The following is a 13,878-nucleotide window of genomic DNA, read 5'->3' on the forward strand; positions in this document are numbered from 1 at the left end:
GCCCGCGCAATTTACTCAGGCCGGTGGATGAAGTCAACCTTCAATACTTGATTAAAGTGCAATTGAATGGAGGAACTTCGCATTCGATTATTGAAGTTGGAAGTTGTTCAGGTAAATGACAGTTAATGATGGTCCCTGTAGGAGCGAGGCTTGCCCGCGAAGGCGGTGTGTCAGTCGATATCATTGTTATAGATGCGCCGCCTTCGCGGGCAAGCCTCGCTCCTACAAATTCGTGACTATCCAGAACTAATGTATTGCCCATACCTGTCTGTTTCCCCACAGACGGGCTGCGTACCTTGGGTTCCACTCGAAACCCACAAGGACGCCCCATGCTCAACCGTTTGATACTGCCGTTCACCTTGCTGTTCACCTTCAGCGCGGCCCAGGCTGCGGATGCGGAAAAATGGTACCCCTCGAAATACGGCGCCAACGATGAAATCGGTGCGCTCAATCTGCTCAACGCCGACTCGGTGCTCAACGCCGCCAAACTGATCAAGACCGGCAAGACGTATCCGCTGGCCGTACCCATCGACAAGACCCTCCCGGCCTTCCGCCATCGCAGTTTCAACCTGACCAACGTCCAGCCGGGCGAGGCGGGTGGCACGACCATGGGCCCGAACAAATTCACCTTCAACGATGAACTGGTGGTGGGTTGGACCGGCGTCGGCACCCAGCTCAACGGCATCGGCCATATCGGCATCGATTACGTCTACTACAACGGCAACCGCGCCGCCGATTTCGTCACCGTCGAAGGCGTGAAAAAACTCGGCATCGAGAAAGTCCCGCCGATCGTCACCCGTGGTGTGGTGCTGGACATGACCGCCGTGTACGGCACACCGATCGTCCCGGAAAAAACCGAATTCAGCGTCGCCGATATCCAGAAAGCCCTCGACCTGCAAGGCATCACCATCCAGAAAGGCGATGTGGTGTTGTTCAACACCGGTTGGCTGGAGCTGCTGGGCAAGGACAACGCGAAGTTCCTCGCCGTGGAACCAGGCATCGGTATGGCGGCGGCGAAATGGCTGGTGGACAAGCAGATTGTCGCGTTCGGCGGTGACACTTGGGCTTCGGAAATCTACCCGGCCAAAGATGGCCAGGAGTTCCCGGTCAACCAGTACATGCTGGCCAAGAACGGCATCTACAACCTGGAGCTGATCGACAGCCGCGCCCTGGTCAAAGACAAGGCCTGGGAGTTCATGTTTGTCCTCGGCCAGCCGCTGTACAAGGGCTCGACCCAGGTCAACATCAACCCGGTAGCGATTCACTGACGGCACGCGGGCCAGGGGATGACAAACGCTCATCCCCTGGCCCGTTGTTGTCCTTTGTTTGCCCATGACCCCACCCCTAGAGTGAAGCGTGCGCCACAGGCGTAACCCTTCAATTCGAGTGATCGCCCGCCAAGCGCGGGCGCGGGAGTTTTTTGATGTCCGCTATTTTGGGTCAGCAGTTTATCGACGGGCAGCGCAGCGCCTTGGGCCGCGAGACGTTACGCAGCCTCGACGCCAGCACCGGGCAGGCGCTGCCCACCGGGTTTGACCAGTTGCCTGGCGTTGGCTGAGCGAATAGTGAGCCGGACACTGGACTGATCGTTCCCACGCTCCGCGTGGGAATGCAGCCCGGGACGCTCCGCGTCCCTTTTCAGAGCTGGAACGCGGAGCGTCCCTTGAGGCATTCCCACGCGGAGCGTGGGAACGATCATTACAGCGAAGAACTGGGCTCCGTCAGCACCTTCCTGAACGTCTCCACCAACGGCCGCAGATTGATCCGGTGCCACGCCGCCCACAGCGGTCGGGTGAAGCCAATCCATGGCACTTCCCGCAGGACCACGCCGGGCGGTGCGTTGCGGCTCAGGCCTTTCTGGATCATGGCGATGCCCAGTCCCGAGGCCACCAGGGCCAATGCCGTGAAGGGGCCGGTGGCTTCCATGCGGATGTCCGGGGTGAAGCCGGCGCGGATGCAGGCGCTGACGAAGTTCTCGCGACCAGTGAGGTTATGGTGGTGCTGCACGCCGATCCATTCCTGATGGGCGAGGTCTTCCGGCGTCAAAATCGCCTGCTGAACCAGCGGGTGATCTTCCGGCAAAGCAAGCAGCATCGGGTCATCCAGCACCTGGAAACCCAGCAAATCCGGGTCATCACTGACGGGCGGCTCACTCACCAGGGCGATATCCAGACTACGCTGGCGCAGGCCTTCCAATTGTTCGGCGGAGCTGAGGTTGTACAGCGCAACGTGCACGTTCGGCCGGTCCACCCGCAACACGCGCAAGGCGTTCGGCAACACGCCAGCATGCATGGCGTTCTCAATGTAGCCGATGCACAGCCCGCCTTCTTCACCACGACCCAGGCGTTTGCCCAGGGATTCCAGGCGATTGGCGTGGGTCAGCAGGGCTCGGGTTTCGGCGAGGAAGGTCTGGCCGTCGCGGGTCAGGCGGATGCGTTGCTGGCTGCGTTCGAACAGGGTCAGGCCCAGGCGTTCTTCGAGCTGGGCGATCTGCCGGCTCAGGGGCGACTGGGAAATGTGCAGGCGTTCGGCGGCGCGACCGACGTGTTCTTCCTCGGCGACGGCGACGAAGTAGCGCAATTGGCGGATGTCGATCATGTCAGACCTCTAGGGACTCAAGTGCTGCGCATTATGTCTTGGACGGTCCGATCCTGCCAATCTACGATCTGCTCAACGGTCACCCATGCGCTGACCACTGACACTCAAGAGGAATCACCCATGAGCTTGAAAGACAAACTGCCCGGCACGCTGGGTTTCGGCACCGCCCCGTTGGGCAACATGTTCCGCGCCATCCCCGAAGAAGAAGCGATGGCCACCGTGCACGCCGCCTGGGATGCCGGCGTGCGTTATTTCGACACCGCGCCTTTCTACGGTTCGGGCCTGTCGGAAATTCGCCTCGGCACCGCGCTGTCCCAATACAACCGCGACGACTACGTGCTCAGCAGCAAGGTCGGCCGGGTGATTCTCGACGAAGTCGAAGACACCGCCGCCCGTGATCTGGGCGAGAAGGCCGGTGTGTTTGAACACGGTCGCCCGAACAAAATCGTCAACGACTACAGTGCCGACGCGACCATGCGTTCGATCGAAGACAGCCTTAAGCGCCTGCAAACCGATCGCCTGGACATCGTCTGGGTGCACGACATCGCTCAGGACTTCTACGGCGATCAATGGCTGGAATACTTCAACCAGGCCCGCACCGGCGCGTTCAAAGTGCTGACTCGTTTGCGCGAAGAAGGCGTGATCAAAGGCTGGGGTTTGGGTGTGAACAAGGTTGAGCCGTGCGAATTGACGCTGGACCTGACCGAAGCGCAGCCGGACGGTTTTCTGTTGGCTGGCCGCTACACGCTGCTGGACCATGACCGTGCGTTGCAACGCCTGATGGATTCGGCGCTGGCGCAGAACGTGGAAATCGTGGTCGGTGGTCCTTACAGCTCGGGCATTCTGGCCGGCGGTACGCACTTCGAATACCAGAAGGCGAGCCCGGCGATCATCAGCAAGGTCGAGCAGATCAAGAAAATTGCGGCGGCCCATGGCGTGAGCATCAAAGCGGCGGCGTTGCAGTTCTCCTTGGCCAACCCGGCCGTGGCGGCAGTGATTCCCGGTTCCAGCCGTCCTGATCGGATTGCTGAAGATGTGGCCGCGTTGAATGAGGTGATTCCTGCGGCGTTCTGGCAGGCACTGCGTGACGCGGAGCTGATTTCCGAACGGGCTCCATTGCCAGGAGGTGTGGCATGAAAATCGATCTGACGGGGAAACTCGCCATCGTCAGCGGCAGCACCGCCGGCATTGGCCTGGGCATCAGCAAGACACTGGCCGAATCCGGCGCCACGGTGGTGGTGATCGGCCGCGACTCGGCCAAGGTTGAGAAGGCGTTGGCGGACATTCGTCTAAGCGTGCCGAGTGCGCAATTGCGTGGCCTGACCGCCGACCTCGGCACCGCTGAAGGCGCCGAGCAACTGTTCGCCGCCGAACCTCGGGCGGACATCCTGGTGAACAACCTCGGCATCTTTAATGAAGTGGATTTCTTCGACGCGCCGGACAGTGAATGGACGCGTTTCTATGAAGTCAACGTGATCTCCGGCGTGCGCCTCGCTCGGCACTACACGCCAGAGATGGTCAAGAACGGTTGGGGCCGGGTGATCTTCCTGTCCTCGGAATCCGGGGTGGCGATTCCGGCCGACATGATCAACTATGGCGTGACCAAAAGCGCCAACCTGGCGGTGTCCCATGGCTTGGCCAAACGTCTGGCCGGCACCGGCGTCACCGTCAATGCGATCCTGCCCGGCCCGACCTTCACCGACGGCCTGGAACAGATGCTCAAGGACGCCACCGCCGAGTCCGGCCGCAGCGCCCGGGAAGAAGCCGACGCCTTCGTGCGCAAGGCCCGCCCGAGTTCGATCATCCAGCGCGTAGCGGATGTGGCAGAAGTCGCCAACCTGGTGGCCTACATCGCCTCGCCACTGTCCTCGGCCACCACTGGCGCGGCGTTGCGGGTCGATGGCGGTGTCGTCGACAGCATGGCTATCTGAACCTGAATTCACAGAGAGAAACGTATTTATGGCAACTGCATCAGCGACTATCGATATTCCGGCTTCGGCCGACCAGGTCTGGCAATTGATCGGCGGCTTTGACTCGCTGCCGGACTGGCTACCGTTCATTGTCAAAAGCGAGCTGAGCGAAGGCGGGCGCGTGCGCAGTCTGCAAACGGCGGACGGCGCGGTGGTGGTTGAGCGTCTGCAAGCGTTCGACAACGGGGCGAAAACCTACAGCTATTCGATTGAGGAAGCGCCGTTCCCGGCGACTGATTACCTGGCGACGTTGCAAGTTGAAGCCCAAGGGCAGGGCGCTCGGGTGACCTGGTCCGGCCGGTTTACCGCCAAAGGCGTGACCGATGCGGAAGTGGAAGCGTTGTTTGACGGGATCTACAAGGGCGGCCTCGAAGCCCTGCGGGCCAACTACCCGGCCTAAGCCCCCACAGCACCTGCATGATCGTTCCCATGCTCTGCTGGGAACGCCTCAAGGGACGCTCCGCGTTCCAGCTCTGGAAAGGGACGCGGAGCGTCCCGGGCTGCATTCCCACGCGGAGCGTGGGAACGATCAGCCAATACGCGCCGCCAACCCCTGTAGGAGCAAAGCTTGCTCGCGAACGCGGAGTATCAGTCAATTCAGATGTCGACTGACACGACGCTTTCGCGAGCAAGCTTCGCTCCTACATTGGTCACGATCGTTGCCATGCTCTGCGTGGGAACGCCTCAAGGGACGCTCCGCGTTCCAGCTCTGGAAAGGGACGCGGAGCGTCCCGGGCTGCATTCCCACGCGGAGCGTGGGAACGATCAGCCAATACGCACCGCCAACCCCTGTAGGAGCAAAGCTTGCTCGCGAACGCGGAGTATCAGTCAATTCAGATATCGACTGACACGACGCTTTCGCGAGCAAGCTTCGCTCCTACATTGGTCACGATCGTTCCCATGCTCTGCGTGGGAACGCCTCAAGGGACGCTCCGCGTTCCAGCTCTGGAAAGGGACGCGGAGCGTCCCGGGCTGCATTCCCACGCGGAGCGTGGGAACGATCAGCCAATACGCACCGCCAACCCCTGTAGGAGCAAAGCTTGCTCGCGAACGCGGAGTATCAGTCAATTCAGATATCGACTGACACGACGCTTTCGCGAGCAAGCTTCGCTCCTACATTGGTCACGATCGTTCCCATGCTCTGCGTGGGAACGCCTCAAGGGACGCTCCGCGTTCCAGCTCTGGAAAGGGACGCGGAGCGTCCCGGGCTGCATTCCCACGCGGAGCGTGGGAACGATCAGCCAATACGCGCCGCCAACCCCTGTAGGAGCAAAGCTTGCTCGCGAACGCGGAGTATCGGTCAATTCAGATGTCGACTGACACGACGCTTTCGCGAGCAAGCTTCGCTCCTACATTGGTCACGATCGTTCCCATGCTCTGCGTGGGAACGCCTCAAGGGACGCTCCGCGTTCCAGCTCTGGTAAGGGACGCGGAGCGTCCCGGGCTGCATTCCCACGCGGAGCGTGGGAACGATCAGCCAATACGCGCCGCCAACCCCTGTAGGAGCAAAGCTTGCTCGCGAACGCGGAGTATCAGTCAAATCAGATGTCGACTAACACGACGCTTTCGCGAGCAAGCTTCGCTCCTACATTGGTCACGATCGTTCCCACGCTCTGCGTGGGAACGCCTCAAGGGACGCTCCGCGTTCCAGCTCTGGAAAGGGACGCGGAGCGTCCCGGGCTGCATTCCCACGCGGAGCGTGGGAACGATCAGCTAATACGCGCCGCCAACCCCTGTAGGAGCAAAGCTTGCTCGCGAACGCGGAGTATCGGTCAATTCAGATGTCGACTGACACGACGCTTTCGCGAGCAAGCTTCGCTCCTACGGGGGGCTCGATGTTCGCGTCAGGTCTGGGGAATCAGGCTTTGCCGGCAATCCAGCGCCAACCGTGCGCCGCCGCTGTCGCTGGTGCCGACGTCGAGGGTAAAGCCGTGCAGGTTGACAATCGCCGCAACGATGGACAGCCCCAAGCCAAACCCACTCTGCTGATTCCCTCCCTCGGCCCGGTAAAACCGTTGGAACACCGCTTCCCGTTCCGACGGCGCAATACCCGGCCCGGAGTCGAGCACTTCAATCCGCGTATGCCCGCCCTGGTTGAGCCCGCGCAAGATCACTTCGCCTCCGGGCGGGGTGAATTTGATCGAGTTGCTCAGCAGGTTCGCAATGGCCTCGAACAACAACGCCCGGTCGCCATTCAATGACGGCAAGACTTCAGGCAGTTGCAGGTGAAAAACCAGTTCGCCTTCTTCCGCCAAGGGCAGATAAAAGTCATGCAGTTCCCGTAACAGCGGCACCGGATCTAACTGCACAAACCCTGAACGGCGCTGCCGATCTTCCAACTCGGAAATCCTCAGCAACCCACGAAACCGTGCCATCAAGGTGTCGGCTTCGGCCAATACCGAATCCAGCTGCACCGCCAGCGGCGAGCCGTCGCCGGCCTGTTGCTGGATCCGGTACAGCTGCGCCCGCAGGCGGGTCAGCGGGGTGCGCAGGTCGTGGGCGATGTTGTCGCACACGCCTTTGACTTCATTCATCAGGCGCTCAATGCGTTCGAGCATGGCGTTGACGATGGCGGCGAGCATGTCCAGTTCGTCGCGGCGGTTGGACAGCGGCAAGCGGTGGGTCAGGTCGCCGGCGACGATGGCTTCGGCGCTGGCCTGGATCGCCCGGATGCGCCGCAGCGGGCGGCGGCGCAACAGGTGCCAACCGGCAATGCCGGGGAGGATGGTCAGGGACACGCCCCAGAACAACGCATGAAGGATGATCTGGGTCACGGCGAACAACGAACCGTTGTCGCGCACCAGCACCAGCCAGCGACCGTCGAGGGTCGGGGTGGCCACGGCGTCGCAACTGTCGGCGGGCAGGGTCGGGTCGTCGGACTCGGCGCAGTTGTCGAGCATGTGGATACGGCCATCCAGCGGCAAATCCGCCGGAATATCGCGCAGGGCGCCGCTGAGGTAGCGATGCTGGGCGTCGAACAGGCCATAGGCGTCGATGCCACGGATGTCGAAGGTCATGCTGGCGGCGAGGGCATCCACCAGTTGTTCGCCCTGGAAGCGCGAGAACAGGTGCTGGCGCTGCATCAGCGAGTGCTTGGCCAGGTTGTCCAGGTAGCCGGAGACCTCGTAATACATGACCCCCATGAGGATCCCGCTCCAGGCCACGAACAGGGAACTGTAGAGCGCCAGCAATCGGCTGCTGGAAGAGCGCCAGCCTTTAGAGGGGTTCAGCAATGACATACCCCGAGCCTCGCACAGTCCGGATCAACGGGACGTTGCCGGGCGGGTCGATCTTCTTGCGCAGGCGGCCGATGTGCACGTCGATCAAGTTGGTGCCGGGGTCGAAGTGATAACCCCAGACCTCTTCGAAAATCATCATGCGCGACAGGATCTGCCCGGTGTTGCGCATCAAAAATTCCAGCAGTTTGTATTCAGTGGGCAGCAGCGTCAGCAATTCACCGTCGCGGCTGGCCTCGTGGCTGATCAGGTTCAGCTCCAGGTCCGCCACCCGCAGCGTGGTGGCCTGGGTGCTGACGTTGCTCTGGCGACGCAGCAGCACTTCCACCCGCGCCGCCATTTCATCGGTGGCAAAGGGTTTGGTCAGGTAATCGTCGCCACCGGCGCGCAGGCCGCGCACGCGTTCATCGACATCGGAGAGAGCGCTGATCATCAGAATCGGTGTGGCCACGCCCATGGTCCGCAACGTGGTGACGATGGCCAGGCCATCCAGCTCCGGCAGCATGCGGTCGAGGGTGATCAGGTCATAGTCGCCGCTGACGGCCCGCGCCAAGCCTTCGCGGCCATTGTCCACCCAATCCACGTCCAGGCCGTGGCTGCTCAGTTCAGCCACGATCTCCCGGGCGGTCACGGCGTCGTCTTCGATGGTCAAGATGCGGGTCATAGGGCGGGCCTGCTATGCGGTTCATTACAGAATGAGGGCATTTTGCCAAGAAATACGCGCGGCTTATTAAATTAACTTTCATGTTGGTTGAGGAACCTTGCATCTGCGGCGTTTTTTTGCAGGTTGGCGCCCAATGCATAAAACCCGCTGATATTAAGCCGCTCTTGCAAAATGCATGGTCCTAGGATTTGGATTATTTTTAACCTGTTGATATAGAACGATTTATTTAAAGTCGGCGACTGGCACGGTGTCTGCAATTCCTCTTTCGACGAGTTGTAACAACATCTTTCATGCCTGGAGCTGAACAATAATGAATAGATCTTCTGAGGGTTTTTATCCTGCCGCAGATGAATCGAGCACGCTCTCGGGCGTGTCCTGGGGCGCGATCTTCGCCGGGGCTGCTGCAGCCGCCGCGTTGTCGCTGATTCTGGTATTGCTCGGCTTCGGCCTGGGCTTTTCCGCTGTTTCACCGTGGGCCAATGAGGGCGTCAGCGCCAAGGGCCTGGGCATTTCCACCATCGTTTGGCTGGCGGTTACGCAAATCGTGGCTTCCGGGCTCGGCGGCTACATTGCCGGTCGCTTGCGGGTGAAGTGGGCCAACATGCACGGCGATGAAGTCTATTTCCGTGACACTGCCCATGGCTTCCTCGCCTGGTGCGTGGCGACCCTGGTGACCGCAACCCTGGTGGTCGGTTCGGTCAGCAGTATCGTCAGTGGTGGTGTGCAGGCCGGGGCGAGTGTCGCCGGTGGCGCTGCAACGGCCATGACCGCAGCTGCCGGCACGGCCGCTGCCAACACCAGCAGTGACCAGTACGGTTACTTCGTCGATAGCCTGTTCCGCGATGATCGCCCAGCCGCCGTCAGCGATGACGCCGCCCGTGGCACCGTGACCCGCATCTTTGCGCGCAGCCTGAGCAACAACGGCCTGTCCGCAGAAGACCGGACCTACCTCGCGCAACTGGTCGCCCAACGCACCAACCTGACTCAGGCTGATGCCGAGCGCCGTGTCGATGAAGTCTACGCCCGCACCCAGAAAGCCATTGCCGACGCCAAGCTTGCCGCCCAACAAGCGGCCGACACCGCCGCCAAAGTCGCTGCCTGGACCGCGTTGTGGATGTTCATCGCGCTGCTGGCCGGTGCGTTCTTCGCCAGCCTTGCCGCAACCTACGGCGGTCGTCGCCGGGATGCCGTGGTGTATCTGGAATCGGATGCCTACGTCACCACCACCACCGTGCCACCTGTTCGCTAACCCAGGAGAATCATCATGCGCTCATTACTTTTGTTTTTTCTCGGCGTGCCGATCCCGATCATTATCCTGATCGCCCTGTTCATGCACTGATCCTCTGAGGCTCATGCCTCTGCCGCTTCTGCCTCTGGTAGAAGCGGCGTTTTGCTTTCTGGGGCAAGATGTAACAGGACTTATACCTGTAGGCGCGGGCTTTTGTGGCGAGGGGCTTGCCCCCGTTGGGGTGCGAAGCAGCCCTGAAACCTGCCATCGCGGTGGATCAGATGTACCGCATAGGACGGTTTTACGACTGCTACGCAGCCGAACGGGGGCAAGCCCCTCGCCACAAAAGCGCGCGCCCACATTTATTGTTGTGTTGTATCAGGGAGAAGTAAGTGGACAAGAAGCAAATCAAACGGCAACTGCTGGCCATGCTCGACGCCGGGCGGTCGCGGACCGAGACGTTCAAGACGTTCTCTGGCGGGGCGGTCAAGGATCGGGTGCTGGCTTACTGGATCGGCGCGCACCCGGATCCGGCGCTCAACCGCCAGCATCGGCGCAAGCTCATGATACTGATTGTGCTCACGGTGGCCCAGGCCGTGCTCGGCGCGGTGGTGGGATTCTTGCTGGGATCGACGATCGGGCCGAAGACCACAGTGTTTTTAACCTTGTTCGCCGGGCTCATCCCGTTGTGGTTCGCCTATGGTTTCTACAAGAACCTGGCGCAGTTCTACACCGTCTATATCGTGCTTTCCCTCAGCCAGTCGTCGCGCCTGTTCAAGGACTTTGCCGAAGACCCGCTGACCACGCTGATCGGCGCCGGCATCACCCTGGGCATGGTGTATTTCGTGTTGTACCTGAAGATGAAGCTGTTCCCGGACCTGGCTTTTTTCGGGCCGAAAAAAATCAAGGGTCAGTACGTGTTTTCCAACTGACGCACGGCATGCAGTGGGGGGGCTTTCACTGGCGTGGATCAATATTTCGAAGCGAAATATCGCTTACCGTAAAAGATCCAGGCCCTCGCTGCGGCATCGACTACAGTGCTTTGGTGCGCAGCTTATGCGCTGTCGGAGTACCCATGCAGACCTCCTCATTGTGTGTGTATCAGTTGGCCGGCAAGGTGTAGTGCAGCATGGAGCTGTCGAACCCTGAAACTTTCACGGAAGAACATCGCAATGCAACGCTTAGACAGAACCTTCGATATCCAGCCGCTGGTCCGGGCGGACATGACTTTGCACATCAACGGCCAAGCGGTCAGCGCCGCCATCGGCGAAACCGTCCTCACGGTCATTCAATCCCTTGGCCTGCGCCAAGTGGCTCGCAACGATCACGATCAAATCAGCGGGGCCTATTGCGGCATGGGCGTGTGCCAATGCTGCCTGGTGAAAATCAACGGCCGGCACAAGCGCCGCGCCTGCCAGACCGTCGTACGTGACGGCATGACCGTCGAAACCCAGGTCAATCGCATCGCCGAGCAGGAGGTTTTATGAACCTGCATCCGGTGATCGTCGGCGGCGGGCCGGCGGGCATGGCCGCGGCCATTGAACTGGCCCGGCATGGCGTGCGCAGCATTTTGCTTGAAGAAGCTTCGCGGCTCGGCGGCGTGGTCTATCGCGGACCGTTACGCGATGGCGTGCAGCTCGATTACCTGGGGCCGCGCTATTCCGAAGTCCTGGGCAAATTGCATGGCGAATTCCAGGCGCACGCGGGCCTGATCGATGTGCGGCTCAATCATCGGGTGGTCGGTGCCGAAGGCACGCGTGCGCTGGTGGTGCTGGATGCCGACGAGCACTTGCACGAAATCGAGTACCCGCAATTGTTGCTGGCGGCCGGTTGCCATGAGCGCAGCGTACCGTTTCCTGGCTGGACCTTGCCCGGCGTGATCCTGCTGGGCGGCCTGCAACTGCAAATCAAGAGTGGCGTGGTCAAGCCCCAAGGGCCAGTGGTGATTACCGGCACCGGTCCATTGCTGCCGCTGGTGGCGTGTCAGTTGCACGCGTCCGGGGTCACCGTCGCCGGGGTCTACGAGGCGTGCGCGTTCGGCAAGATCGCCCGGGAGAGCCTGGCGCTGCTGAACAAACCGCAGCTGTTCCTCGATGGCTTGAGCATGCTGGCGTTCCTCAAACTGCACGGCATCCCGATGTATTACGGCTGGGGCGTGGTCGAGGCCCAGGGCGATACCGAGTTGAAATCGGTCACCGTGGCGCCGTATTCCAGCACATGGGTGCCGGACCTGAGCCGTGCCGAACAGATTGCCGCGCAGACCCTGGCCGTCGGCTATGGCTTTATTCCGCGCACCCAACTCAGTCAGCAAATGGGCCTGAACCACGGCTTCAGCGATGACGGCTATTTGCGAGCCAGCGCCAATAGCTGGCAGCAAAGCAATGAGCCGCAGGTGCACCTGGCCGGGGACATGGGCGGGATTCGCGGTGGCGAAGCGGCGATGCTGGCCGGGCGGATCGCAGCGCTGTCGATCCTGCAGCAACGGGGCGTGCTGGACACCGAACTGGCACTGGTCCGGCGCGATCGCTGCCTGTCGAAACTCAAGTCGATCGTGCGTTTTCGCGCCGCGGTTGACCGCTACACCGAACGTGGCGCCGGGCAGACCGCATTGCCCGCCAGCGACACGGTGATCTGCCGTTGCGAACACGCCACCCGCGCCGACATCGACCGGGCGCTTGCGCAGGGCGTGCAAGACATGGCCAGCCTGAAAATGCGCACCCGCGTCAGCATGGGCGACTGCCAGGGCCGGATGTGCGTCGGCTATTGCAGCGACCGCCTGCGCGAAGCCACCGGGCGTCAGGACGTGGGCTGGTTGCGCCCGCGCTTCCCCATCGATCCGATTCCGTTTTCAGCCTTTCACAACGCCGCCACGGAGGGCGCCAACCATGAGTAAGTTCTATGACGTGGTCATCGCCGGCGGCGGTGTGATCGGGGCGTCCTGCGCCTATCAACTGTCCAAGCGCAAAAACCTCAAGGTCGCGCTGATCGACGCCAAGCGCCCGGGCAACGCGACCCGGGCCTCGGCTGGCGGTTTGTGGGCCATCGGCGAGTCGGTAGGGCTGGGTTGCGGGGTGATCTTCTTTCGCATGATGTCGGCCAACCGCAAGCGTGAAGCCCACGGCTCGGCGGTGGTGGTCGACTCCAGCACGCCGCACATCCTGCCGGATTCGTTCTTCGATTTCGCCTTGCAGTCCAACGCCCTGTACCCGGCGCTGCACAAGGAATTGCAGGACAACCACGGGATGGATTTCAAGTTCGAGAAAACCGGGCTGAAGTTCGTGATCTACGACGATGAAGACCGGCTCTACGCCGAGCACATCGTTGCCTGCATTCCGCACCTGGCGGACCAGATCCGTTGGCTCGATCAGGCCGCGTTGCGCGAAGCCGAGCCGAGTGTCAGCCACGAGGCGAGGGGCGCGCTGGAGTTCCTGTGCGATCACCAGGTCAGCCCGTTCCGCCTGGCCGACGCCTACACCGAAGGCGCGCGGCAGAACGGCGTGGACATGTACTTCAACACCAACGTCACCGGGGTGCTGCACCATGGTTCGCGGGTGACCGGGGTACAAACCGCCGAGGCCGGGGTGTTTCATTGCGACACCCTGATCAATGCCGCCGGTGCCTGGGCGGCGGACTTGAGCGAACAGGCCACCGGTATTCGCATTCCGGTGAACCCGGTGAAAGGCCAGATCCTGCTGACCGAGCGCATGCCGAAGATCCTGCGCGGTTGCCTGACCACCAGCGATTGCTACGTAGCGCAGAAGGACAACGGCGAGATCCTGATCGGCAGCACCACCGAGGACAAAGGCTTCGACGTCACCACCACCTACCCGGAAATCGCCGGTTTGGTGCAAGGCGCGGTGCGCTGCATTCCGGCACTGGCCGACGTCAACCTCAAGCGCACCTGGGCCGGTTTGCGTCCGGGCTCGCCGGATGAGTTGCCGATTCTGGGGCCGATGCAGGGTGTGGAAGGCTATCTCAATGCCTGCGGGCATTTCCGCACGGGGATTCTGACGTCGGCGATTACCGGGGTGTTGCTGGATAGGCTGGTGAACAATGAGCCGTTGCCGCTGGACATCACGCCGTTTTTGGCGGATCGGTTCGAGGTGAAGGCCGGGGTTGAAGTGAAAGAACGGGAACTGGCCTGACGCCTGGCGATGAGCGTTCCCACGCTCTGCGTGGGAA

The 13,878-nt window shown here is 61.5% G+C and carries 13 protein-coding genes; 10 read left to right on the plus strand and 3 right to left on the minus strand.

The window, feature by feature from the left end:
- Nucleotides 1-329 precede the first annotated feature (329 nt).
- Both ACZ89E_RS04765 and ACZ89E_RS04770 read left to right on the plus strand, forming a co-directional pair.
- Nucleotides 330-1,268 (plus strand): cyclase family protein, encoded by a 939-nt coding sequence (locus tag ACZ89E_RS04765; RefSeq protein WP_475268971.1) that lies wholly within the window; start codon nucleotides 330-332, stop codon nucleotides 1,266-1,268.
- A 155-nt stretch (nucleotides 1,269-1,423) separates the two neighbouring features.
- The gene (locus ACZ89E_RS04770) at nucleotides 1,424-1,558 is read left to right on the plus strand and encodes a hypothetical protein (protein WP_372242366.1); all 135 of its coding nucleotides are present in this window, start codon (nucleotides 1,424-1,426) and stop codon (nucleotides 1,556-1,558) included.
- Nucleotides 1,559-1,698: 140 nt separating this feature from the next.
- Here the strand turns inward: ACZ89E_RS04770 and ACZ89E_RS04775 are convergent, their stop codons facing one another.
- The gene (locus tag ACZ89E_RS04775) at nucleotides 1,699-2,598 is read right to left on the minus strand and encodes a LysR substrate-binding domain-containing protein (protein ID WP_476254978.1); all 900 of its coding nucleotides are present in this window, start codon (nucleotides 2,596-2,598) and stop codon (nucleotides 1,699-1,701) included.
- A 120-nt stretch (nucleotides 2,599-2,718) separates the two neighbouring features.
- Here ACZ89E_RS04775 and ACZ89E_RS04780 point away from each other — a divergent pair, with 120 nt between their 5' ends.
- The 3 genes from ACZ89E_RS04780 to ACZ89E_RS04790 are packed head-to-tail and all read left to right on the plus strand — an operon-like array spanning nucleotide 2,719 to nucleotide 4,968.
- The gene (locus ACZ89E_RS04780; RefSeq protein WP_476254979.1) at nucleotides 2,719-3,735 is read left to right on the plus strand and encodes an aldo/keto reductase; all 1,017 of its coding nucleotides are present in this window, start codon (nucleotides 2,719-2,721) and stop codon (nucleotides 3,733-3,735) included.
- A complete protein-coding gene (locus ACZ89E_RS04785) occupies nucleotides 3,732-4,529 on the plus strand; it encodes an SDR family NAD(P)-dependent oxidoreductase (RefSeq protein WP_476254980.1) in 798 nt (265 codons plus the stop codon). The genes ACZ89E_RS04780 and ACZ89E_RS04785 overlap by 4 nt, the downstream gene beginning before the upstream one ends.
- A gap of 28 nt (nucleotides 4,530-4,557) precedes the next feature.
- Nucleotides 4,558-4,968, plus strand: coding sequence for an SRPBCC family protein (locus ACZ89E_RS04790; protein ID WP_476254981.1), 411 nt, complete (start codon nucleotides 4,558-4,560; stop codon nucleotides 4,966-4,968).
- 1,444 nt (nucleotides 4,969-6,412) lie between these two features.
- On the opposite strand, the gene ACZ89E_RS04795 is transcribed toward ACZ89E_RS04790, so the two are convergent.
- Both ACZ89E_RS04795 and ACZ89E_RS04800 read right to left on the minus strand, forming a co-directional pair.
- Nucleotides 6,413-7,807, minus strand: coding sequence for a sensor histidine kinase (locus tag ACZ89E_RS04795; protein WP_149661346.1), 1,395 nt, complete (start codon nucleotides 7,805-7,807; stop codon nucleotides 6,413-6,415).
- On the minus strand, nucleotides 7,785-8,468 hold the full coding sequence (locus tag ACZ89E_RS04800) for a response regulator transcription factor (protein WP_476254982.1): 684 nt from the start codon (nucleotides 8,466-8,468) through the stop codon (nucleotides 7,785-7,787). Before ACZ89E_RS04800 ends, ACZ89E_RS04795 begins: the two co-directional genes overlap by 23 nt.
- A gap of 310 nt (nucleotides 8,469-8,778) precedes the next feature.
- Between ACZ89E_RS04800 and ACZ89E_RS04805 the strand changes: the two genes are divergently transcribed.
- From ACZ89E_RS04805 to hcnC, 5 genes are all read left to right on the plus strand, one after another.
- Complete coding sequence (locus tag ACZ89E_RS04805; RefSeq protein WP_149661348.1) at nucleotides 8,779-9,717, plus strand: hypothetical protein; 939 nt, start codon at nucleotides 8,779-8,781, stop codon at nucleotides 9,715-9,717.
- Nucleotides 9,718-10,088: 371 nt separating this feature from the next.
- Nucleotides 10,089-10,628: a hypothetical protein gene (locus ACZ89E_RS04810; protein WP_476254983.1), complete on the plus strand. Its 540-nt coding sequence runs from the start codon at nucleotides 10,089-10,091 to the stop codon at nucleotides 10,626-10,628.
- Nucleotides 10,629-10,868: 240 nt separating this feature from the next.
- Nucleotides 10,869-11,183, plus strand: a complete 315-nt coding sequence (gene hcnA / locus ACZ89E_RS04815; protein WP_149661350.1) for a cyanide-forming glycine dehydrogenase subunit HcnA — start codon at nucleotides 10,869-10,871, stop codon at nucleotides 11,181-11,183.
- The gene (hcnB, locus tag ACZ89E_RS04820) at nucleotides 11,180-12,589 is read left to right on the plus strand and encodes a cyanide-forming glycine dehydrogenase subunit HcnB (RefSeq protein ID WP_476254984.1); all 1,410 of its coding nucleotides are present in this window, start codon (nucleotides 11,180-11,182) and stop codon (nucleotides 12,587-12,589) included. Before hcnA ends, hcnB begins: the two co-directional genes overlap by 4 nt.
- Complete coding sequence (gene hcnC, locus ACZ89E_RS04825) at nucleotides 12,582-13,841, plus strand: cyanide-forming glycine dehydrogenase subunit HcnC (RefSeq protein WP_476254985.1); 1,260 nt, start codon at nucleotides 12,582-12,584, stop codon at nucleotides 13,839-13,841. The genes hcnB and hcnC overlap by 8 nt, the downstream gene beginning before the upstream one ends.
- Nucleotides 13,842-13,878 lie beyond the last annotated feature (37 nt).

The organism is Pseudomonas sp. TE3899 (genome assembly GCF_056279105.1).